Here is a 20,057-nt window from a genome sequence, read left to right on the forward strand (position 1 = left end):
GGACTCCGTGCCTGCCGGACCCTCAAGCTAGCGGCATCGCGGTCCGGTCGTGTGGGAAGGCGCCGCGACGCGCGTAGGAAACGCCGCGTCCGGCCGGGCGCCTGCTTCAAGTCTCCTCGGCATCTCGGGATCGGTGGATGTCAGTCTGGGCTTTTCGAACCGATGAGCGAAGAATGGGAAGGTCGCGATGGATCGTCTTCCAGACGATCTCCAGATCGACCTTGTCGTAGCCGTGCGAAATGCGGTTTCGCATCGTGTACATGACTTGCCAGGGAATGCTGGCATGCCGCGACGCGAATTCCGGAGCCGTGCGCTGGATGTTGTTGGATGCTTCGCCGACGATCTCGATGTTCCGCAGCACGGCGTCCTGCACCAGCTCGCTGTTCAGGAATGCGGCTTCATCGAGGCCGGCCGTGTATCGGTCGATGCGCTCCATCGCCCGAAGGATATGACCGAGGTAGTCCGAAACACGCGATGTCTTCGTCACACCGGAACAGCCTCCGACAGAACCTGCTGACGGAAGGCATCGGGCAATGCCCTGGGCGTCAGCACATCCACCGGAATTCCCAGCAGGTGCTGAAGTTCGACCTGGATGGCCGCCACGTCCATCAGGGTCGTCTCCGATGTCGTGTCGATGAGGATGTCCAGGTCGCTGCCGTCCATGTCCTCGCCGTGCAGGACCGAGCCGAAGACCCGGGCATTGCACGCATGGTGGGACGCGACGACGCGGCGGATCGCGACCCGGTTCGACCGCAGTGCGTCCGAAGGTTTCAAGTGCCTCTCCATCGATGGAAATCCGATCGATGGTAGTTGAACGTTTCGGTCGATTCAACGCAGCCGCCGGGCCGGATCGATCCGCCGCGTCGACCCGGTCCCGCCACCCGCCTCAGGCCACGTTCACCGGGATGCGCCGCGGCTGCGCGTGCCCGGCCTTGGGGATCGTCAGCTTCAGCACGCCCTGCGCCAGCTCGGCCGAGACCTTGTCGGCGTCGAGTTCCTTGCTCAGCGTGAACACGCGGCGGAAGCGCGCCAGGCCCACCTCGGTGTGCTGCGAGTTCAGTCCCTCGGGCAGGGTCAGGTCCGCCTCGGCCTCGATGGTCAGCGTGTCGGCCTCGACCTGCAGATCGAGCCTGTCGCGGCTCACGCCGGGCAGGTCGGCGTACAGGGTGATGCCCTGGGCGTCCTCGATTACGTCGACCGCCGGGGTCAGCGCCGCGTCGCCGTAGCGGGGGCGCTGCGATGCCTCGGGGCCGGCGGCGGCGGGGGACGAGGGGTTGCGCGTGGCCTGGATGTCGTTGCTCATGGTGTGGTCCTTCGTGGTTCGTGCGGTCGTCGATCGTCGATCGGTGGTTCTCACTGGACGGTGATGCGGCGCGGCTGCGCCGAGGCGCGGCGCTGCACGGTGATGTGCAGCACGCCGTCGCGCAGCCGGGCGTCGACCGCTTCGGGGTCGGCGTCGTCCGGCAGTGTCAGCACGCGGCGGAAGCGGCCGTCGAAGCGCTCGTTGATGTGCAGGGTGGCCTTCTTCGCGTCCTGGCCGGGCAGGGACGTGCGGCGCTCGCCGGCGATGGTCAGCAGGCCGCGTTCGAGGTTCACTTCGAGCGACGCCGGATCGACGCCCGGCGCGAAGGCGTAGATCTCGATGGTGCGCGGCGTGCCGCCGACGTTGAGCGCCGGGAAGCCGTTGCGGGCGACGCCGCGGATGGTGGGAGACAGGTCGAAGGCCTGCTGCACGTCGCGCTGCAGGCGATCGATCTCGGCGAAGACGTCGCGCGGATTGAGGGATCGGTACATGGTGAACATCTCCTGAAGAAAGGTTGACGATGCGGCGCCGGAAGCGGTCTCCGGGAAGGGCTCCGGCGGCCTCGTCGGAAAGCTAGGAGCGCCGGAAAATTTTTCAAGGGCTTCTTCTTCGACGGTCCGCGCGAGCGCGTTTCATCGCCGCGTCATGCGCCGACGTCAGCATCCGGCGCGCTCCGACAACCACATTCGAGAAGAGAGTTCCCCGATGCGACATACCCCCTTTCGCGCCACGCCGGTGCTGCTGGCACTGACGGCGGTCGCCGCCGCCGCGATCCTCGCGTCCTGCGGCGGCGATGGCGGCGGCGATCCGGCCTGGCCGCCGGCCGCCACGGCCGATGCCCGGGTCAAGGCGGCCTGGGTCGAGGTCGGCGCCGGCGGCCAGGCGATCGTGCGGGCCGTCACGTCGGCCGACGCCTGTCCGGCGATCTCGATCGACGGCGTCGTCGCGCCCATGACCCTGCGCGCCGCCGCCGGCACCGCCGCCCAGCGCACCACGGCCAGCGACGCCGCCGATTCCAAGCCCTCGGAGTTCCCCGTCGCCACCTGCGAGAGCCGGCCGGCGTCCGGCGCGCTGGCCGTCAGCGTCGCCGGTCGCGCGCTGCCGCTGCCCAAGGCGCAGCCGCGTCGCATCGCCGTGCTGGCCGACACCGGCTGTCGCATGAAGAAGGCCGACAACGCCTTCCAGGCCTGCAACGACGCCACAGCCTGGCCCTTCGCGACCATCGCCGCCACCATCGCGTCGATGCAGCCCGACCTGGTCGTGCACATCGGCGACTACCACTACCGCGAGAACGCCTGCCCGAAGGACATCGCCGGCTGCAGGGACAGCCCCTGGGGCTACGGCTGGGACACCTGGGAGGCCGACCTGTTCAAACCGGCGGCGCCGCTGCTGGCCGCCGCGCCCTGGGTGATGGCGCGCGGCAACCACGAGGAGTGCGCGCGCGGCGGCCAGGGCTGGATGCGCTTCCTGGACACGCGCGCCTACGGCGCCACGCTCAGCTGCGACAGCCCGGCGAACGACAACGCCGCCAACTTCAGCGACCCCTACGCCGTGCCGCTGGGGGATGACACGCAGATCGTGATCTTCGATTCGGCCAAGGCCGGCACGGCGGCCTTCGGCGCCTCGGACTTCAAGTTCCCGATCTACCAGGCCCAGTTCCGCCAGGTGGCCGCGCTCGTCGCCGATGCGGCGAAGACCTCGCTGTTCGCCAACCACCACCCGATCCTGGCCTTCGCGCCCATCGCCGGCGGCGCGCCCGCGCCGGGCAACCAGGGCCTGCAGGCGGTGATGAGGACGCTGAACCCGGTGGCCTACTACCCCGAGGGCGTGAAGATCGCGCTGCACGGCCACGTGCACGACTTCCAGGCCATCAACTTCGCCAGCGCCCACCCGGCGACCTTCGTCACGGGCAACGGCGGCGACAACGTCGACGTCAACCTGCCCGATCCGTTCCCGGCCGGCCTCGCGCCCGCGCCCGGCACGGTGCTCGATCGCATCACGCACACCAACACCTTCGGCTTCATGATGATGGCGCGCGGCGCCGAGGCCGGGTCGACCTGGCGCTACGAGGCCTACACGAAGGACGGCAAGCTGCTCGCCACCTGCGTGCCGACGGGCGCGAAGATCGCCTGCGACAAGACCGGCTTCCTCGCGCCGTGACGCGCCGCACCGCGATCGCCGGGGCGGCGGCGCTGTTCGCCGTCGTCGTCGCGCTGGCGGGCGCGCCGGTGCGTGCCGGCACGTCGCCAGGTCCGGCACCCGCCGCTCCCGCCACCCCGGGCGCCATCCCGGCCGCCATCCCGCCCGACGTCCCGCGCGTGGTCGGCCGTGTCGGCGCCACGCCGCAGTACGCGGCCATCGTGCCGGCGGCGCGGCCCCTCGTGCCGCCCGCATCGGAGGACGTCGCGCTGGGCCGCCGGCTGTTCGCCGACGCGCGCCTGTCGCAGCCGCGCGGCACCAGCTGCGCGAGCTGCCACGACCCGGCCAAGGCCTTCACCGGTTTCAACGGCGGACGCGACGGCGTGGCCGGGGGCAGCCTGCGCGGCCGCCTGGGCACGCGCAACCCGCCCTCGCTGACCTACGCGCGCTACCTGCCGCCGCTCTACTTCTATCAGGACGACGACGCCCAGGTGCCCGCGCCCTTCGGCGGCCTGATGCTCGACGGCCGCGCCGACACCCTGGCCGCGCAGGCGCGCGAGCCGCTGCTCGCGCGCCACGAGATGAACCTCGGCACGCCCCGGGCGGCGGCCCGGCGTCTGCGCGAGGCCGGCTACGAGGCCGCGTTCGAGGCCCGCCACGGCCCCGGCGTGCTGCGCGATCCGCGGCGGGCCCTGGAGGCCTTCGGCCATGCCCTGGAGGCCTACCTGCGCAGCGACGAGCTCGCGCCCTTCGACTCGCGCTTCGACGACGAACTGCGCGGCAGGCCCTCCCTGAGCGCGCAGGAACGGCGCGGGCTGGCGATCTTCCGCAACCCCGACCAGGGCAACTGCGCCTCCTGCCACAGCGTCAGCGCGACGTCGAGCAATCCGGCGCGCTCGCTGTTCACCGACTTCGGCTACGAGGCGCTGGGCGTGCCGCGCAACCGCGCGCTGCCGGCCGACGCCCGCGCCGGTGCCCACGACCTCGGCCTGTGCCGCACCGCCCGGGCGCGCCAATGGCCCGACGCCGATGCCTGGTGCGGCTACTTCCGCACGCCCAGCCTGCGCAACGTGGCGGTGCGCCAGCGCTTCATGCACAACGGCGTGTTCGATTCGCTGCGCGACGCGGTGCGCTTCTACGCCACCCGCTCGACCGACCCGGCCGCCTGGTACGGCCGGCACCCGGTCTTCGACGACCTGCCCGCGGCGCTGCGCGGCAACGTCAACACGGTGAGCACGCCGCTCAACCGGCGCGCGGGCGCCACGCCGGCCCTGAGCGAGGACGACATCGACGCGCTCGTCGCGTTCCTGGGCACGCTGACGGACCGGCGCTACGCGGTGGGCGCGCCCGCGACGCCGGTGTCGCGACCCTGAGACGGCGGCGGGCGTCGATCGGGCGATCTGGCGGCGGGAACCCGGTTTATTCCGGGGAAGGGCGGGCGCCCGGGCGGCGAGACTTCCGGGTTCGGGCGCGAAGCGGAACGCGAGGAACGCCGGCCCACCGTTCATCAGCCAGGAACCGTCCCTTGACCCTCTCCACCATCGCCACCCCCGTCGACGACCCGGAAGAGCACGACCGCCTGCGCGCCCTCGACGCGCTCCAGATCCTCGACACGCTGCCCGAGGCGGTCTTCGACGACCTGGCCTGGCTGGCGGGCCGGCTCTGCGACACGCCGATCAGTCTCGTCACCCTGGTGGCGGCCGAGCACCTGTGGTTCAAGGCCCGGTGCGGGCTCGACCCCGACCGGATGCCGCGCAAGGAGGCCTTCTGCGCCTACGCGCTGGAGCAGGACGACATCCTCGAGATCTCTGACACGCTGCTCGACGAGCGCTTCGTGCATTCGCCCTCGGTGACCGGGGCGCCGCACGTGCGCTTCTACGCCGGCGCGCTGGTGCGCGGCGTGGGCGGCCAGCGCTTCGGCACCCTCTGCGTGCTCGACACCCGGCCGCGCACGCTGACGGACGACCAGCGCGAGGGCCTGCGGCGCCTGGCCCGGCGGGCCAGCGAGGCCCTGGAGACGCGGCGCCAGCGGCTGCTGGCGCAGAGCCGCGAGGCGGCCATCGCCGACCTGCTCGACGTGCTGCCCGACGGCGTGGTCACCTGCGACGCGGCGGGCGCGCTGCGCGAGTTCAATGCCACCTCGCGCGACTGGCACGGCGTCGACGCGCGCCGCTGCCCGCCGCAGGACTGGGCGCGCCACTTCGGGCTGTACGACGAGCGCGGCGAGACCCTGCTCGAACCGGAGCGCATCCCGCTGGCGCGGGCGTGGACGGGCGAGCGCGTGCGCGGCCAGACCATCGTCATCCGCACCCCGAACCGGCCGCCGCGCACGGTCAGCTGCAACGCCACGCCGCTCTTGGGCGGCGACGGCGGCATCCTGGGCGCCGTCTGCACCATGCACGACGTCACGGTCCAGATCCGGTTCGCCCAGCTCATGGAGAAGATGGCGCTGACCGACGAGCTCACCGGCCTGCCCAACCGCACGGCCTGGGTCGCCGAACTCGACCGCGCGGTGGCCTGGGTGCGGCGCAGCGACCAGGCCGTGGCCGTCATGTTCATGGACCTCGACAACTTCAAGCAGATCAACGACGCCTTCGGCCACGCGGCGGGCGACGAGGTGCTGCGCCAGTTCAGCCAGCGGCTCAAGGCCACCTGCCGCAAGGGCGACTTCATCGCGCGCCTGTCGGGCGACGAGTTCGTGGTCTGCTCGCACGGGCTGGGCGCCGACAACCTGGACCCGGAGCCGATCGCCCGGCGGATCCACCAGGCCATGGTCGACGGCGTGCGCTGGGAGGGCCGGCACATCCCGCTGGCCTGCAGCATCGGCTTCGCGATGGAGTGGGGGCCGGAGATCGACGCCGGCCGCCTGATGGACAAGGCCGACCGGGCGATGTACGTCGCCAAGCGCGACCCCTCGCTGGCGTTCTCGGCCACGCTGGAGGCGCAGCCGGGCGGGTGACTGGCTACGGCGTGCGCGTCGCCGCCTGCGCCCGGCGCTGCGCGCCCAGCCGGTCGTTGTCCAGGTACTGCGCCATCACGTCCAGGTCGGTGGCCTTCGCGCCGCAGGCCTCGTAGGCATCGAGCCTCCGGCTGACCCCGAGCGCGCGGTAGCGGTCGGGACCGGCGAACGGCAGGAATTCCAGCAGCGACATCCGGGGCGACCGCTCGAACCTGTGGATGACGCGCTCGCCCCAGCGGCCTGGCCGCGCGTCCTCGACGGCCCCGGCCGCTTCCTGCCTGCGGGTCGGCACGAACAGGTCGTCGACCAGCGGCAGGTCCTCGCTGAGCGCGTACCCGCGACGCAACTACTGCGGGTCGTACCGGAGCGCCCAGGCCTGACCGTTCAGCGCCAGCGAGATCACGCCCACGCGCACCGGATGCGCGGGCGCGGTCAGCATCCAGAGCGACAGCGCGTCGCACGGCATGGGGCGGTCGTGCCCGCTGGTGGTCATCCGATCAGATCGACGTCCGAGCCGGGTCGAACGGGATCGAGTCGGATCGGGGCGGAAAGGGGCTCGTCGTCCAGCACCCGCTCCCGCAGCCAGCGGTCGAAGCTGCCCGTGGGATGCGGCGCCCGCGCGGCGCGGCGCTCGGCGAAGAAGGCCGCCAGCAGCGCGATGGCGTCCTCGGCCGTGGGCACCAGGCGCGCCGAGCAGCCCAGCATCAGGTTCAGCGGCATGCCGAAGTCCTCGACGGCCATGCCGCCGTCGCGTTCGCGCAGCATGCCGACGGCGTCGCGCTCGCAGGGCCGGGTGCGCGACACCCGCTCGGCATAGGCCTCGGCGGACGCGCCGTAGCCGACGATGGGCAGTTCCAGGGCGGCGGCGAAGCCGACCTCGAACGCGGTGCCCGAATCGGGCTCGTGGCCGCGCCACTCCTGCAGGTCGGCCAGCACGCCGTCGGCCTCGCGCAGCATGCGGGTGTTGGCGGCGTAGATGCGGTGGGCGAGCGGCGTGTCGGCCGCGCCGCCGCAGTCGTCGGTGGGCAGCAGGGCCTGCAGGCCGTGGCGCGCGCACAGCGCGGCCAGACGGCCCAGGTGCTCGCGCGCGTCGGGGCGGAAGACGGCGGGGCCGGCGAGGTAGACCCGGGGGCGTTCGGGATGCGGAAGGGGTGTGGCGGGGGCGGGCACTGCGATCGTCAAGCGGGGGCTCCTCGGGACGGAAGGTCGAGCCCGCATGCTAACGGTCGGCCGCCGCCCTCAATACAGCCGCTGGGCGATCACGATCTCGTGGATGAACTGCAGCTTGGCCACGGCGCGGAAGGGCAGCACGAAGGGGTAGGCGTCGGGCTGGCCCATGCTGCGCGAGAGTTCGTTCATGACCTGGGTCAGCTGCACCCAGGCGTTGAGCATCTCCAGGAAGCCGGCGGCGCCCGGCAGGTCGCGGCGCCAGAGGTAGTTGCCGTCGAGCGGGTCGGACTCGGTGGCGGCCTCGTCGAGCGCGATGCCGAAGCTCGCCGCGGTGTCGACCGTGTCGGCGATGTGCAGGTAGTGCGACCAGGTCTCGGCCCAGTCCTCCCACGGATGGGCCGAGGCGTAGCTGCTGAGGTAGGTCGCGCCCCAGGCCGGCGGCGGGCCGTCGCGGTAGTACTGCTCCAGGGCCTTGGCGTAGTCCATGCGCTCGTCGCCGAACAGGGCGCGGAAATGCTCCAGGCGCAGCATGTCGTGGCGCACCAGGCGGTCCCAGTAGTAGTGGCCGATCTCGTGGCGGAAATGCCCGAGCAGCGTGCGGTAGGGCTCGCCCATCGCCGTGCGGATGGCCTCGCGCTGGGCGTCGTCGGCCTCCACCACGTTCAGGGTGATGACGCCGTCGAGGTGGCCGGTCATCACCGGCGGGCCGCCCACGCGCTGCTCGAGCATGTCGAAGGCGATGCCCGGGGACGTCGGCGTCTTCACCTCCACCGGCAGCCGCAATGCCAGCAGCTGCGTGAGCAGGCGGCGCTTGGCGGTCTCCAGCTCGCGCCAGCGGTAGCGGTTGAGCGGCGTGTCGACGTCGAACATGCGGCGGTTGAGCCGGCAGGCCAGGCAGGGCGTCTCCATGTGGCCGATCCAGTCGTGCGGCTCGGGCGAGGGCACCAGCCAGTTGCAGCCCGACGCGCTCTGGCGGTTGACGCAGAAGCGGAAGAGGCCGCCGGCGGGCTCGCCGACGATGCGCCACAGCGCGGGCGCGGGACCGGGCGTCAGCGCCACCATGGTCAGCCGGCCGGTCTCGTAGCCAAGCTGGCTGCCGCAGTTGACGCACTGCGTGTTGCGCAGGAACACCGGGCGCCCGCACTGGCACTTGTAGGCGCGTCGGACGACGGGGGACTTGAGGTGCGGCATGGCGGCGGATCCGGGGAGGCGAGGAAGGTGCGGCCGATGTCGATCGGGCCGTTCGGGTCACCGTGTCGATGCCGGCGTCCGCACTATCGCCGCGCCGGACGCGCGGCCGTGCAGGACCGGGGCTCTTTCGGTGCCCGGAACGGCGCCGCGCCGCGCTCCGGAACACGCACCTTTCCATCTAAACTTCCGCGACTTCTTCGACGGAAAAGCCAGCCCCATGAACCTGCCCGCCCACCAGTTGACGATGACCGTCCTCATGACGCCCGACATGGCGAACTTCGCCGGCAACGTGCACGGCGGGACGATCCTCAAGTTCCTCGACCAGGTGGCCTACGCCTGCGCCAGCCGCTATGCCGGCCGCTACGTCGTCACGCTGTCGGTCGACCAGGTCATGTTCCGCGAGCCGATCAACGTCGGCGAGCTGGTGACCTTCAACGCCTCGATCAACCACACCGGCACCTCGTCGATGGAGGTCGGCATCAAGGTGCTGGCCGAGAACATCCGCACGCAGGAGACGCGCCACGCCAACAGCTGCTTCTTCACCATGGTGGCGGTGGACGACGAGCGCAAGCCGACGCCGGTGCCGCCGCTGCGGCCGTTCTCGCCGGAGGAACGCCGGCGCTACGCGGCGGCCGAGTTGCGCAAGCAATTGCGCCAGGAGTACCGCAGCCGCTTCGAGGCCGCCCGCAACGTCGCGCCCCCGCCGCCCCCGCCGCGCCTGCCGGGCATCGACAAGGCCAAGGGCACCGCCCCGGCCCCGGCCGGCAAGGCCTGATCAGGCCCCGGCGATCCGAAGGCCCAGCAGCCCGATCGCCAGCGCGCCCGACAGCACGGTCGCGCACTTCCAGAACAGCACCGGATCGCGCTCGATCAGCGGCGTCGCGCGTCGCTCCAGGAACTCGCGCCCCGGCGCGCGCAGGTCGTGGACGAATTCCGACACCACCTGCTGGCGCTTGGCCGGCTGCGGATGCAGGGCCTTCTGCAGCACCGCGTCGAGCCACGCCGGCAAGGTCGGCCGGAAGTGGCGCACCGGCACGTAGCGCAGCCGCGCCGCGTCCGCCGGCGTGCGCACGCGCGTGACCTGCAGGCCGTAGGGCAGGTGGCCGGTGAGCATCCGGTAGGCGATGACGGCCAGCGCGAACAGGTCGGAGCGCTCGTCCGCGCCGGCGCCGGTGAAGTACTCCGGCGCGGTGTACTGCAGCGTGCCGACGATGGCGCGGGCCGGGTCGCCGCGCCCGCCGTCGGCCAGCCCGGCCACGTGCGCCGAGGCCAGGTCGATGATCCGCACGGTGCCGGCGCGGTCGATCATCACGTTCTCCGGCCGCAGGTCCTGGTGCAGCATCTCCTTGCCGTGCAGCGCCTGCAGGCCGCGCGCGAGCTGCTCGACGATGCGGCGCACGGCGTCGAGCGCGGGCTCGGGGTGGTCGACCATCCACTGCGCCAGCGTCTGCCCCTCGACGTACTCCATCGCCACGAACAGGTGGCCGCGCGCGCGTTCGACCGGCGCGGCCTTCAGGACGTGCGGGCTGTCGATGCGGCGCGCCACCCATTCCTCCAGCACGAAGCGGTCGAGGTGGTCGGCGTCCTCGTGCATGTCGACGGCGGGGAACTTCAGCACCACCTGCGCGCCGGTGGCGTCGTCCACCGCCAGATGGACGTGGCTGCGCGAGCTGGCGTGCAGCTCGCGCACCAGCGTGAAGCCCTCGAAGCGCGCGCGCGGCCCCAGCGGCGGCGGCAGGGCCAGGCCCTCGCGCGGCAGGGGCAGGCGGGCCGTCTCGGCGGGATCGGGCAGGGCGTCGACGCGCACGATCTGCACGGTGGCGTCGTCGTCGCTGCCGTGCGCGCGGGCCCGTTCGGCCAGCCGGCGCGCGGCGGCGTCGAGGTCGTCGGCGTGCAGCGCCAGCGCCTCGTGCACCGACGGGGCGTCGAGGTGGACGCACGCGCCGTCGGTGGCCAGCACGTAGACGTCGCCGACCGCCGTGTCCCAGCGGCGGTAGTCGATCTCCACGTGCGAGCCCGCGCCCAGCGCCCGCGCCAAGTACGACTCCAGCGAGGAGACGTGGACCCGGTGGTCCTCGGTGAGCTGCTCCAGCGCGTGGGCGTGCAGGCGGTGGACGCGGGCGTCGCCCACGTGCAGCAGGTGGGCGTCGCGGCCCTTGAGGATCAGGGCGCTGAAGGTGCAGACGTGGCCGCTGTCCTTGTCGAAGCGCGCGTCGCCGCGCATCGTCTGCGCGTGCAGCCAGGCGTTGGTGGCGTCGATCACCCGCTGGGCCGAGCGGCGCACCGACCAGGCGTCGGAGGTGGCGTAGTAGTCGTCGAGGAAGCCGCGCACCGCCGCCGCGCTGGCGATCTGGCTGACGCGGCTCGAGCCGATGCCGTCGGCGATGGCGATGGCGATGCCCTTGGCGTCGCGCAGCGCCCCCTCGGGCAGCATCGCGCCGTGGAAGTCCTGGTTGACCGCCTTGCCGGGGCCGGCCAGCGAGTGCTGGCCCAGGCTCACGCGCAGCGGGGTCCGCATCGCGCCGGTGTCCGGTCGGCGCCCGTTCAGCGCACGACGCGCTTGGGCGCCGTCTTGTAGTGCGTCGAGTAGAGCGTCAGGCCGACGAAGGTCAGGCCGCCGACCAGATTGCCCAGCACGGTCGGGATCTCGTTCCAGATCAGGTAGTCCATCAGCGTGAACTGGCCGCCCAGCAGCAGGCCGGTGGGGAACAGGAACATGTTGACGATCGAGTGTTCGAATCCCATGTAGAAGAAGATCATGACCGGCATCCACATGCCGATGGCCTTGCCCGAGACGGTGGTCGACATCATGGCGGCGACCACGCCGGTGGACACCATCCAGTTGCACATCACGCCGCGCACGAACAAGGTGAGCATGCCGGCCGCGCCGTGCGCCTGGTAGCCCAGCGTGCGGCCCTCGCCGATGTGGCCCAGGCGTTGGCCGATGGCGTTGGGCGCCTCGCTGAAGCCGAAGGTGAAGATGATCGCCATGAGCACGGCCACGGTCAGCGCGCCGGCGAAGTTGCCGCAGAACACCAGCCCCCAGTTGCGCAGCACGCCGGCCCAGGTGGCGCCGGGGCGCTTGTCGAGCACCGCCAGCGGCGCCAGCGTGAAGACGCCGGTCAGCAGGTCGAAGCCCATCAGGTACAGCATGATGAAGCCGACCGGGAACAGCATCGCGCCGACGAGCGCGTTGCCGGTGTTGACGGTCACGGTGACGGCGAAGGCCGCCGCCAGCGCCAGGATGGCGCCGGCCATGTAGGAGCGGATCAGGGTGTCGCGCGTCGACATCAGCAGCTTGGATTCGCCGGAGTCGACCATCTTGGTCACGAATTCGGCGGGGGCGAGATAGGCCATGGGGTTCCTTGGGGAGAAGAGGGAATGCGGGGAGGGCCGGGCTCAGGCCAGCGCGACCTGCACGCGGCCCTCGTGCACGCGCACGGCGTGGGCGCGCACCGAATGCTCGGGCGCCTCCAGGCATTCGCCGCTGTAGAGGTCGAAGTGGTTCTTGTAGAGCGGCGAGGCGACGACGACGCGCTCGCCCAGGTTGCCCACCAGCCCGCGCGAGAGCACGCTGGCGCGCGACTTGGGGTCGACGTTGTCGATGGCCAGGAAGGCCTGCTTCGCCGCGACGTGGAAGATCGCGACGTGCACGCCCTCGACCAGGGCGCAGACGCCGGTGTCGGGCAGGATGTCCTCGGGCGCGCACACGGCGGTCCAGCGCGGGGCGTCGTCGGTGGTGGGGGTGGTCATGGGGTGTTCCTCGATCTCGTTCATGCGGTGGCGGTGGCGGTCGCGGCGGCGCGCTCGTCGGCGTTGGCCGGGCGGATCTGCCCGCGCTCGCCGACGAAGACGATGTGCTCGTCGGGCTTGTCGCTGTTGACGAAGGAGCGGAAGCGCTGGCGCACGGCCGGGTCGGTGATGGCGGTCTTCCACTCGCACTGGTAGGTGTCCACCACGTGCTGCATCTGCGCCTCCAGTTCGGCGGCCAGGCCCAGGGTGTCGTCGATGACCACGCCCTTGAGGTAGTCGAGGCCGCCCTCGAGGTTGTCGCGCCAGGTGCTAGTGCGCTGCAGGCGGTCGGCCGTGCGCACGTAGAACATCAGGAAGCGGTCGATCAGGCGGATCAGCTCCGTCTTGGTCAGGTCGGTGGCGATCAGCTCGGCATGGCGCGGCTTCATGCCGCCGTTGCCGCAGACGTAGAGGTTCCAGCCCTTCTCGGTGGCGATGATGCCGACGTCCTTGCCCTGCGCCTCGGCGCACTCGCGGGTGCAGCCGGAGACGCCGAACTTGATCTTGTGCGGCGCGCGCAGGCCCTTGTAGCGGTTCTCCAGCTCGACGGCGAGGCCGACCGAGTCGTCTACGCCGTAGCGGCACCAGGTCGAGCCGACGCAGCTCTTGACGGTGCGCAGCGACTTGCCGTACGCGTGGCCGGACTCGAAGCCCGCCGCGATCAGCTCCTCCCAGATCGCCGGCAATTGCTCGACGCGGGCGCCGAACATGTCCACGCGCTGGCCGCCGGTGATCTTGGTGTAGAGGCCGTACTTCTTGGCGATCTGGCCGCAGGCGATCAGGCCGTCGGGCGTGACCTCGCCGCCGGTCATGCGCGGCACGACGGAGTAGGTGCCGTCCTTCTGGATGTTGCCGAGGAAGTAGTCGTTGCTGTCCTGCAGGCTGGCGAGGTCCTTGCGCAGGACGAAGTCGTTCCAGCACGAGGCCATGATGCTGGCGGCGGTCGGCTTGCAGATGTCGCAGCCCAGGCCGTGGCCGTGCCTGGCGAGCAGGTCGGCGAAGGTGCGGATCTCGCCGACGCGCACCAGGTGGTAGAGCTCCTGGCGCGAGTAGGGGAAGTGCTCGCACAGGTGGTTGTCGACGGCCATGCCGCGCTTGGCCATCGACACCTTCATCACCTGCGTGACCAGCGGGACGCAGCCGCCGCAGGTGGCGCCGGCCTTGGTGCAGGCCTTTATCTCGGCGATGGTGCAGGCGCCGGTACCCACGGCAGCGTCGATCGCGCCCTTGGAGACGTCGTTGCACGAGCAGATCTGGGCGGTGTCGGGCAGCGCCTCGACGCCGATGCCCGCCGGCGAGTGGCCGTCGCTCGAAGGCAGGATCAGGAACTCCGGCTCGGCCGGCAGCGGGATGCCGTTGAGCGCGATCTGCAGCAGCGTGCCGTACTCGGCGGCGTCGCCCACCAGCACCGCGCCCAGCAACTGCTTGTTGTCCTCGCTGACGACGATCTTCTTGTAGATGCCCTTGTGCTCGTTGACGTAGCGGTAGGCGCGCGACTTCGGCGTGCGGCCGTGGGCGTCACCGATGCTCGCGACGTCCACGCCCATCAGCTTGAGCTTGGTGCTCATGTCGGCGCCGGCGAAGGCGGCGTCGGTCTGGCCGGCGATGTGCCGGGCGGCCACGCGGGCCATCTCGTAGCCCGGCGCCACCAGGCCGAAGGTCTGGTCGTTCCAGGCCGCGCACTCGCCGATGGCGTAGATGTCGCGGTCGCTGGTGCGGCAGTGGGTGTCCACCGCCACGCCGCCGCGCGCCCCCACGGCCAGCACGCTCTGGCGCGCGAGCTCGTCGCGCGGGCGGATGCCGGCGGAGAACACGATCATGTCGGTCTCCAGCCAGGTGCCGTCGGCGAACACCATGCGGTGGCGCGCCGTCGCGCCGTCGACGATCTCCACCGTGTTGCGCCCGGTGTGCACGTGCAGGCCCAGGGCCTCGATGCTGCCGCGCAGGGCGGCGCCGCCGCCCTCGTCGACCTGCACCGCCATCAGGCGCGGCGAGAACTCCACCACGTGCGTGTCCAGGCCCATGTCGCGCAGGGCCTTGGCGCATTCCAGGCCCAGCAGGCCGCCGCCGACGACCACGCCGCTCTTGGAGCGCGCGCCGCATTCCTTCATCGCCACCAGGTCCTCGATGGTGCGGTAGACGAAGCAGTTGGGGCGGTCGCGGCCGGGCACCGGCGGCACGAAGGGCACCGAGCCCGTGGCCAGCACCAGCTTGTCGTAGTGCAGCACCTCGCCGTCGGCGGTGGTGACGGTGTTGTCGCGCCGCTCGATGGCGACCGCGCGCGCGGCCAGCCGCAGCGAGAAGCCGCTGCGGTCGAAGAAGCCGTCCTCGACCATCGTCAGGTCCTCGGCGCTCTTGCCGGCGAAGAACTCGGAGAGATGCACGCGGTCGTAGGCCGCGCGCGGCTCCTCGCACAGGATGGTGACCTGGACGTCGGGCACGCCGAGGTCGTGGAGCTGTTCGAGGAACTTGTGGCCGACCATGCCGTGGCCGATGACTGCGATTTTCATGTGGGGTCCTGCGTGCGATCGATGCCGGGGCGGGGGTCGAGGCGCGTGGCGTGCCGGGAGGCAGCGCGCATGCAGGGGACTCCCGCCAGGGAATGGATGCGAATCGGGTTGGAACGGGCGGAACGTCGGCCGGGGCCTCGGATCCGCTTCAATCCCGCCTTCGTTAGCGGAAGCACCGCGGACCGGAGGCAGCAATGCCCTGGTCGCAGTGACCGCAGAGCAAGCACGTTGCGTGCCAGCGTTTTCGGGGGCTTCGGGGCGGTCCGCCGGGGTCGCGGCGCCCGGCGGCGGCCCATCCTGGCGCACGGCCCCCGGAATTGGTGCGTCCGTGCACTCGCCTATGCTGCGGCGCATGTCCGAAAAGCTGCTCTATCTCATCCAGCGCACGATGCGCAAGACCTGGTGGCGCTGCGCGCTGTTCTCGCTCTTCGCGGTGCTGGCCGTGGTGCTCTCGACCGTGCTGGGGCCATGGATCCCGGCGCACGTCGCCCTCCGGATGGGATCGGACTCGATCGACAGCCTGCTCAACATCCTGGCCTCCAGCATGCTGACCGTGGCCATCTTCTCGGCCAGCACCATGGTCGGCTCGTTCACCGCCGTGTCCAACAGCGCCACGCCGCGCGCCTCGCAGCTGCTGATCGAGGACAGCACCGTGCAGACCACGCTGGCCGTCTTCATCGGTGCCTTCCTCTACAGCGTGATCGCGCTGATCGGCCTGCACGCCCACGTCTACGGCGACGGCGGGCGGCTGGTGTTGTTCGGCTTCACCATCGTGATCCTGCTGGTGGTGGTGGTCGTGCTGCTGCGCTGGATCGACTACCTGTCGGTGCTCGGCCGGCTGGGCGAGACCATCCGGCGCGTCGAGGCGGCCACGCGCGCGGCCATGGACCAGCGGTTGGCCAAGCCCTACCTCGGCGGGCTGCCGCAGGAGGACGGAGCGGATGGCGGGGAGGGCGCGCGCGGCGCCCATGCCGTCGACGCGCCGGACACCGGCTTCGTCCAGCACGTGTCGATGGACCTGCTGCAGAAGTGCGCCGAGCGGCTCGACGCCCGGCTGCGCCTGCACGTGCTGCCCGGCGCCTTCGTCGACCCCGGCACCGCCATCGTCAGCAGCGACACGATGCTCGACGACGCGGCCCGCCGGGCGATCGCCGACGCCGTGCTGATCGGTCCGGGACGCAGTTTCGACCACGACCCGCGCTTCGGGCTGGTGGTGCTCGGCGAGATCGCGGCGCGCGCGCTGTCGGCCTCGGTCAACGACCCCGGCACGGCGACCGACGTGATGACCGCGATGGTGAAGTCGCTCGCCCACTGGTCGCAGGCCCGGCACGCGCGCGACGCCGAGGGCCGGCCCGAAGTGGTCTTCGACCGCGTCAGCGCCCCGGCGATCGACGAGGCCGGGATGGTCGACGACGCCTTCCTGCCGGTCGCGCGCTACGGCGCGCCGGCGGTGGACATCGGCATCGCGTTGCAGCGCTCGCTGGCGTCGGTGCGGCGGCTGCGCGGCACCTTGCCGGCGTCGGCGGCGGCGCTGTCGGCCTATGCGCTGGAGCGCGCGCGACACGCGGGACTGGCGCAGGTGGACGTCGAATTGCTGGAGCGGGCGGCCTCGAAGGAGGGATCGAAGCCGGTGCGGGCGGGAAACGACGACGGCCCGCGGCAATCCATCGGATCGACGACGGCGGATTGACGAGGATTCGCCATCTGGCGTAAAGTTAACGCCATATGGCATACAGCGACCTCTCCACCGTCAGCGATGCCCTGCGTCGCACCCTGGGCTACTTTTCCAGCGAGTCCGGCGCCGACGTCGACGCCGATCCTGCCGGCGGTCCGTCGGCCACCGGCTCCGCCCTGCCGACCGGCCGGCGCTCGCGCGGCGCGGCGACGAACCTGTTCTTCTCCATGTCGGCGGACGCCGAACTCCTGCTGGAACCTGCGGCCATCGATCTCCTGGCGCGCCGGCTGCAGGTCGATGCGAACTCGCTGCTGCAGGTCTCGCGCATTCCGGCGCGCACCTTCCACCGGCGCCAGGCCGAGGGCAAGTCGCTGTCGGGCACGGAAACGGACCGGGTGCTGCGCATCGCGCGGGTCGCGAGCCTGGCCGAACGCGTCTTCGAGGACGCCGACAAGGCGCGGCGCTGGCTGTCCAAGGACCATCGCCTGCTGGGCGCGAAGCCGCTGGACCTGCTCTCGAGCGACCAGGGCACGCACGAGGTGGAGGCCGAACTCCATCGCATCGAGTGGGGCGACTTCGCCTGATGCGGGTCTACCGCATCAGCAAGCCGGCCCACGTCGCCACGTCGCTCTCCGGGCTCGGCTCGGCGGCGTACCCGGGCCGCTGGAATTCACAGGGCGTTCGCCTGGCGTACACGGCGGGTTCGTCCGCGCTCGCCATGCTGGAGCTGCTGGTTCACCTGGACAAGGAGGACGTGCCCGCCGGCCTGCGACTGCTGAGTTTCGAGCTGCCCGACGACGCGGTCGACACCCTGGACCCCCTGCCGCCGGGCTGGGACCGCCTGCCGTACGCCGCCGCCGTGCGTGCCGCGGGCGACGCGTGGATCGCCTCGACGGCCTCGCTGGCGCTGCGTGTTCCCAGCGCCGTGGCGCACGACGAGTCCAACCTGCTGGTCAACCCCGCGCACCCGAGGTTCGCGGAGGTCCGGCTGCTCGACGACCGTCCGCTGGCCCTCGATCCGCGACTCTTCATGCCGCCGTGAGGCAGAGCAGCCCGATGCACAGAGCTTGTTCTGAAAGAAAAAACGGAAAAATCGCGAAGCGCGGTGCGCGAAGCGGTGAATCGTTGTCGCACGGGAATCTGCGCGTCTTCGGTTCGGTCCTGCATGGCACCGACCAGGATGGCAGCGATCTCGATCGACCAAGTCCGTCTTCCTGACCGACAGGCGCACCCAGCAGGCCGTCGTCATGAGCCTCGTCATCATCGGCGAGGCGGCTGCGAAGGTGATGGAAGGTCATGCCGCATTCACCCGGGCGCACTCCGAGGTGCCATGGCGCGGCATGCGCAACGCATGGCCCACGGTGACTTCGACATCGACCTCGACGTGGTGTGGGAGACGGTCAGGGAGTGGTCGCCGCAGTTGCTGAGGCAACCGTCCGCCTTGCGCCCGGATGCCGACGATCGAGGCGGCGACGACCGTGCGTGAGACACGCCACGCCGACCCGCGCGGCACCCGTAGCGTCTTCATGAACGACCCCACTCGGCGTCGGCAGCCGAGCGAAGGCCGCGCTCGGTTGTTCACTGGCAGCTGAAACTCGCCGCGTTCTCCACGTCGCCCGTGCCCCGGTAGCGCGCCACCTGCGGGTAGGGGCACAGCGGCCGGGTGCGGGTGGGCGACCAGTTGGCGGGGAGCTCGGTGTTGACGCCGCCGGCGTTGCCCGCGCCGCGCGCCGAGGCGATCACCCGGTCGGGCGCCCGGCCCTGCTCGACCCAGGCGACCAGCGCGCCGACCATGTCGAACTGGTCGGTGGCCGGGCCGGCGCTGCAGTGGTTCATGCCGGGCACCAGGTAGAGCCGGGCGAAGTCGGCCGCGTTGCCGCCGTAGCCGTCGCGCAGTCGGTCGTACCAGGCGGCGGTGTCGTCGGGGGAGAACACGCCGTCGCTCACGCCGTGGTAGATCATCATCTTGGCGCCCCGGTTGCGCAGGGCCGACAGGTTGTCGGCGTTCGGCGGCGTCATGAAGGACAGCGAGGATTCGGTGTAGAGCGCGTTGGTGGCGGCGATCTTCGGCGCGTCGGTGTCCATGCTGAAGCCGAGCGCGAAGGCCCGGGTGTCGGCCAGGATCGACGTCGGCGCCGGCGGCACCTGGAAGATGAAGCCGACGGCCACCGGGTCGCGCGCCGCGCCGATCGAGGAGGTGAACTTCCAGCCGGCCCAGTTGGTGCTGGTGATGCCGGCGTCCCACGGGAAGGAGGCGTAGATCGCCTCGCCCCGGCTGTTGCGCGCGCCGGTGAAGATGTTGCCCAGGGCGGTCTTCTGCGCGCCGCTCAGGCAGCTGCCGTCGCGCGCGCCGGCGCAGGTGGGCACGTCGCGCTCGAGCGAGAACGCGGCCTTGCAGGCCTGCACGTCCTGCACTTGACCGTCGGTGGCACCGTCGAGGGCGTCGCAGCGGCCGAGCACCCGGCCGGCGACCAGCGCACGCTCGGCGACGGTGAAGGAGGTCGACAGGTCGGTGGTGCTGGTGGCCACCGTGTTGAGCTGCTGCGCGCCGTAGAGCTGGGCGACGGCGGCCTTGGGCAGGTTGAAGCCCGGATTGCCGGCCAGGATGCCGTCGTACTGGTCGGCGTAGCGCGCCGCGCCCACCATCGCGTGGCGCCCGCCGTTGGAGCAGCCCACCAGGTAGGAGCGGTCCGGGGCCTTGCCGTAGGCGGCGGCGATCACGGCCTTGGCCATCGGCGTGAGCTTGCCGACGGCCTGGTAGCCGTAGTCCAGCCGCGCCTGCGGGTCGAGGCCGAACAGCGGGTTCTGCGCCGCGCTGTGGCCGGCGTCCGAGGTGATGACCGCGAAGCCCTGCTGCAGCCCGTTGGTCAGCGGCCCGCCGCCGCCGATGCCGCCGGTGGCGGTGCCGACGACGCCGTCGGTGCCGCCGTTGACCTGGTGGAAGAAGCGCCCGTTCCAGTTGCGCGGCAGGCGCATCTCGAAGCCGATGGCGTAGGTCTGGCCGTCGACCGGACTGGTGCGGCTGAACATGCGGCCGGTGACCTGGCAGTGCTCGCCCACGGGCTGGCCGGCGACGCTCAGGGTGCCGGCGGGGACCAGCGTGGCGGCCGTGTAGGTGGTGTTGGCGTAGGCGGCGCGACCGGCGAGGTCGGTGCACGACTGCAGCGTGGCCGGCGTGGCGGCGGCGAGGCGGGGCGGCGTCGGGAAGGGCGGCGCGTCGTCGTCGGAGCCGCCGCCGCAGGCGGACAGCAGCAGGGCGGACGCGGCGAGGGCCAGCGCCCGGCCCGGCAGCGGGCGATCGAAGAGGGATCGGGACAT

22 protein-coding genes are annotated in these 20,057 nt (G+C 71.6%); 8 read left to right on the plus strand and 14 right to left on the minus strand.

All coding sequences use genetic code 11. The features are described from left to right. Positions 1–106: 106 nt before the first annotated feature. The 4 genes from ABID77_RS19530 to ABID77_RS19545 form a co-directional block, all read right to left on the minus strand. Complete coding sequence (locus ABID77_RS19530) at positions 107–487, minus strand: HepT-like ribonuclease domain-containing protein (protein ID WP_429599411.1); 381 nt, start codon at positions 485–487, stop codon at positions 107–109. After that, positions 484–774 (minus strand): nucleotidyltransferase family protein, encoded by a 291-nt coding sequence (locus ABID77_RS19535; protein ID WP_429599414.1) that lies wholly within the window; start codon positions 772–774, stop codon positions 484–486. The genes ABID77_RS19530 and ABID77_RS19535 overlap by 4 nt, the downstream gene beginning before the upstream one ends. Before the next feature lie 112 nt (positions 775–886). Beyond that, positions 887–1,303: an Hsp20/alpha crystallin family protein gene (locus tag ABID77_RS19540; RefSeq protein WP_429599416.1), complete on the minus strand. Its 417-nt coding sequence runs from the start codon at positions 1,301–1,303 to the stop codon at positions 887–889. 50 nt (positions 1,304–1,353) lie between these two features. Next, positions 1,354–1,794 carry an Hsp20/alpha crystallin family protein gene (locus ABID77_RS19545; protein ID WP_429599418.1) on the minus strand — a complete coding sequence of 147 codons (441 nt, stop codon included), beginning with the start codon at positions 1,792–1,794 and terminating at the stop codon, positions 1,354–1,356. 214 nt (positions 1,795–2,008) lie between these two features. Between ABID77_RS19545 and ABID77_RS19550 the strand changes: the two genes are divergently transcribed. The 3 genes from ABID77_RS19550 to ABID77_RS19560 all read left to right on the plus strand — a co-directional run bounded on the left by ABID77_RS19550 (position 2,009) and on the right by ABID77_RS19560 (position 6,401). Continuing rightward, the gene (locus ABID77_RS19550) at positions 2,009–3,463 is read left to right on the plus strand and encodes a metallophosphoesterase (RefSeq protein WP_429599420.1); all 1,455 of its coding nucleotides are present in this window, start codon (positions 2,009–2,011) and stop codon (positions 3,461–3,463) included. Beyond that, on the plus strand, positions 3,460–4,815 hold the full coding sequence (locus ABID77_RS19555; protein ID WP_429599422.1) for a cytochrome-c peroxidase: 1,356 nt from the start codon (positions 3,460–3,462) through the stop codon (positions 4,813–4,815). The genes ABID77_RS19550 and ABID77_RS19555 overlap by 4 nt, the downstream gene beginning before the upstream one ends. A 152-nt stretch (positions 4,816–4,967) precedes the next feature. Further along, entirely contained in the window at positions 4,968–6,401 is a 1,434-nt protein-coding gene (locus ABID77_RS19560) for a diguanylate cyclase domain-containing protein (RefSeq protein WP_429599424.1), read from the plus strand. A gap of 4 nt (positions 6,402–6,405) precedes the next feature. Here the strand turns inward: ABID77_RS19560 and ABID77_RS19565 are convergent, their stop codons facing one another. The 4 genes from ABID77_RS19565 to ABID77_RS19580 are packed head-to-tail and all read right to left on the minus strand — an operon-like array spanning position 6,406 to position 8,762. Beyond that, on the minus strand, positions 6,406–6,747 hold the full coding sequence (locus ABID77_RS19565) for a hypothetical protein (RefSeq protein ID WP_429599427.1): 342 nt from the start codon (positions 6,745–6,747) through the stop codon (positions 6,406–6,408). After that, the gene (locus ABID77_RS19570) at positions 6,748–6,894 is read right to left on the minus strand and encodes a hypothetical protein (protein WP_429599429.1); all 147 of its coding nucleotides are present in this window, start codon (positions 6,892–6,894) and stop codon (positions 6,748–6,750) included. After that, positions 6,891–7,583, minus strand: coding sequence for a nucleoside 2-deoxyribosyltransferase (locus ABID77_RS19575; protein ID WP_429599431.1), 693 nt, complete (start codon positions 7,581–7,583; stop codon positions 6,891–6,893). The genes ABID77_RS19570 and ABID77_RS19575 overlap by 4 nt, the downstream gene beginning before the upstream one ends. 57 nt (positions 7,584–7,640) lie before the next feature. Further along, complete coding sequence (locus tag ABID77_RS19580; RefSeq protein WP_429599433.1) at positions 7,641–8,762, minus strand: zinc-binding metallopeptidase family protein; 1,122 nt, start codon at positions 8,760–8,762, stop codon at positions 7,641–7,643. A gap of 217 nt (positions 8,763–8,979) precedes the next feature. On the opposite strand from ABID77_RS19580, the gene ABID77_RS19585 reads away from it, so the two are divergent. Further along, positions 8,980–9,537 carry an acyl-CoA thioesterase gene (locus ABID77_RS19585; protein WP_429599435.1) on the plus strand — a complete coding sequence of 186 codons (558 nt, stop codon included), beginning with the start codon at positions 8,980–8,982 and terminating at the stop codon, positions 9,535–9,537. On the opposite strand, the gene ABID77_RS19590 is transcribed toward ABID77_RS19585, so the two are convergent. The 4 genes from ABID77_RS19590 to nirB are packed head-to-tail and all read right to left on the minus strand — an operon-like array spanning position 9,538 to position 15,064. Next, complete coding sequence (locus ABID77_RS19590) at positions 9,538–11,280, minus strand: protein kinase domain-containing protein (RefSeq protein WP_429599438.1); 1,743 nt, start codon at positions 11,278–11,280, stop codon at positions 9,538–9,540. It abuts the gene before it with no gap. A 26-nt stretch (positions 11,281–11,306) separates the two neighbouring features. Continuing rightward, positions 11,307–12,119 (minus strand): formate/nitrite transporter family protein, encoded by an 813-nt coding sequence (locus ABID77_RS19595; RefSeq protein WP_429599441.1) that lies wholly within the window; start codon positions 12,117–12,119, stop codon positions 11,307–11,309. Positions 12,120–12,161: 42 nt separating this feature from the next. Next, positions 12,162–12,515 carry a nitrite reductase small subunit NirD gene (gene nirD, locus ABID77_RS19600; RefSeq protein ID WP_429599444.1) on the minus strand — a complete coding sequence of 118 codons (354 nt, stop codon included), beginning with the start codon at positions 12,513–12,515 and terminating at the stop codon, positions 12,162–12,164. A 20-nt stretch (positions 12,516–12,535) separates the two neighbouring features. Then, the gene (nirB, locus tag ABID77_RS19605; protein ID WP_429599446.1) at positions 12,536–15,064 is read right to left on the minus strand and encodes a nitrite reductase large subunit NirB; all 2,529 of its coding nucleotides are present in this window, start codon (positions 15,062–15,064) and stop codon (positions 12,536–12,538) included. A 352-nt stretch (positions 15,065–15,416) separates the two neighbouring features. Here nirB and ABID77_RS19610 point away from each other — a divergent pair, with 352 nt between their 5' ends. Genes ABID77_RS19610 through ABID77_RS19620 form a run of 3 tightly spaced genes read left to right on the plus strand, consistent with a single transcriptional unit; the run spans position 15,417 to position 17,781 of the window. After that, positions 15,417–16,754: a DUF2254 domain-containing protein gene (locus tag ABID77_RS19610; protein WP_429599448.1), complete on the plus strand. Its 1,338-nt coding sequence runs from the start codon at positions 15,417–15,419 to the stop codon at positions 16,752–16,754. Positions 16,755–16,789: 35 nt separating this feature from the next. Then, positions 16,790–17,323, plus strand: coding sequence for a type II RES/Xre toxin-antitoxin system antitoxin (gene parS / locus ABID77_RS19615; protein ID WP_429599450.1), 534 nt, complete (start codon positions 16,790–16,792; stop codon positions 17,321–17,323). After that, positions 17,305–17,781 carry an RES family NAD+ phosphorylase gene (locus ABID77_RS19620; RefSeq protein WP_429599452.1) on the plus strand — a complete coding sequence of 159 codons (477 nt, stop codon included), beginning with the start codon at positions 17,305–17,307 and terminating at the stop codon, positions 17,779–17,781. Before parS ends, ABID77_RS19620 begins: the two co-directional genes overlap by 19 nt. Here ABID77_RS19620 and ABID77_RS19625 read toward each other — a convergent pair. Then, the gene (locus ABID77_RS19625) at positions 17,768–18,037 is read right to left on the minus strand and encodes a hypothetical protein (protein ID WP_429599624.1); all 270 of its coding nucleotides are present in this window, start codon (positions 18,035–18,037) and stop codon (positions 17,768–17,770) included. The genes ABID77_RS19620 and ABID77_RS19625 overlap by 14 nt on opposite strands. Here ABID77_RS19625 and ABID77_RS19630 point away from each other — a divergent pair. Continuing rightward, positions 17,987–18,166, plus strand: a complete 180-nt coding sequence (locus ABID77_RS19630) for a hypothetical protein (RefSeq protein ID WP_429599454.1) — start codon at positions 17,987–17,989, stop codon at positions 18,164–18,166. The genes ABID77_RS19625 and ABID77_RS19630 overlap by 51 nt on opposite strands. Positions 18,167–18,317: 151 nt before the next feature. On the opposite strand, the gene ABID77_RS19635 is transcribed toward ABID77_RS19630, so the two are convergent. Then, a complete protein-coding gene (locus ABID77_RS19635; RefSeq protein WP_429599456.1) occupies positions 18,318–20,057 on the minus strand; it encodes a tannase/feruloyl esterase family alpha/beta hydrolase in 1,740 nt (579 codons plus the stop codon).

The organism is Variovorax sp. PvP013, from assembly GCF_050435945.1.
Lineage (GTDB): Bacteria > Pseudomonadota > Gammaproteobacteria > Burkholderiales > Burkholderiaceae_C > Variovorax.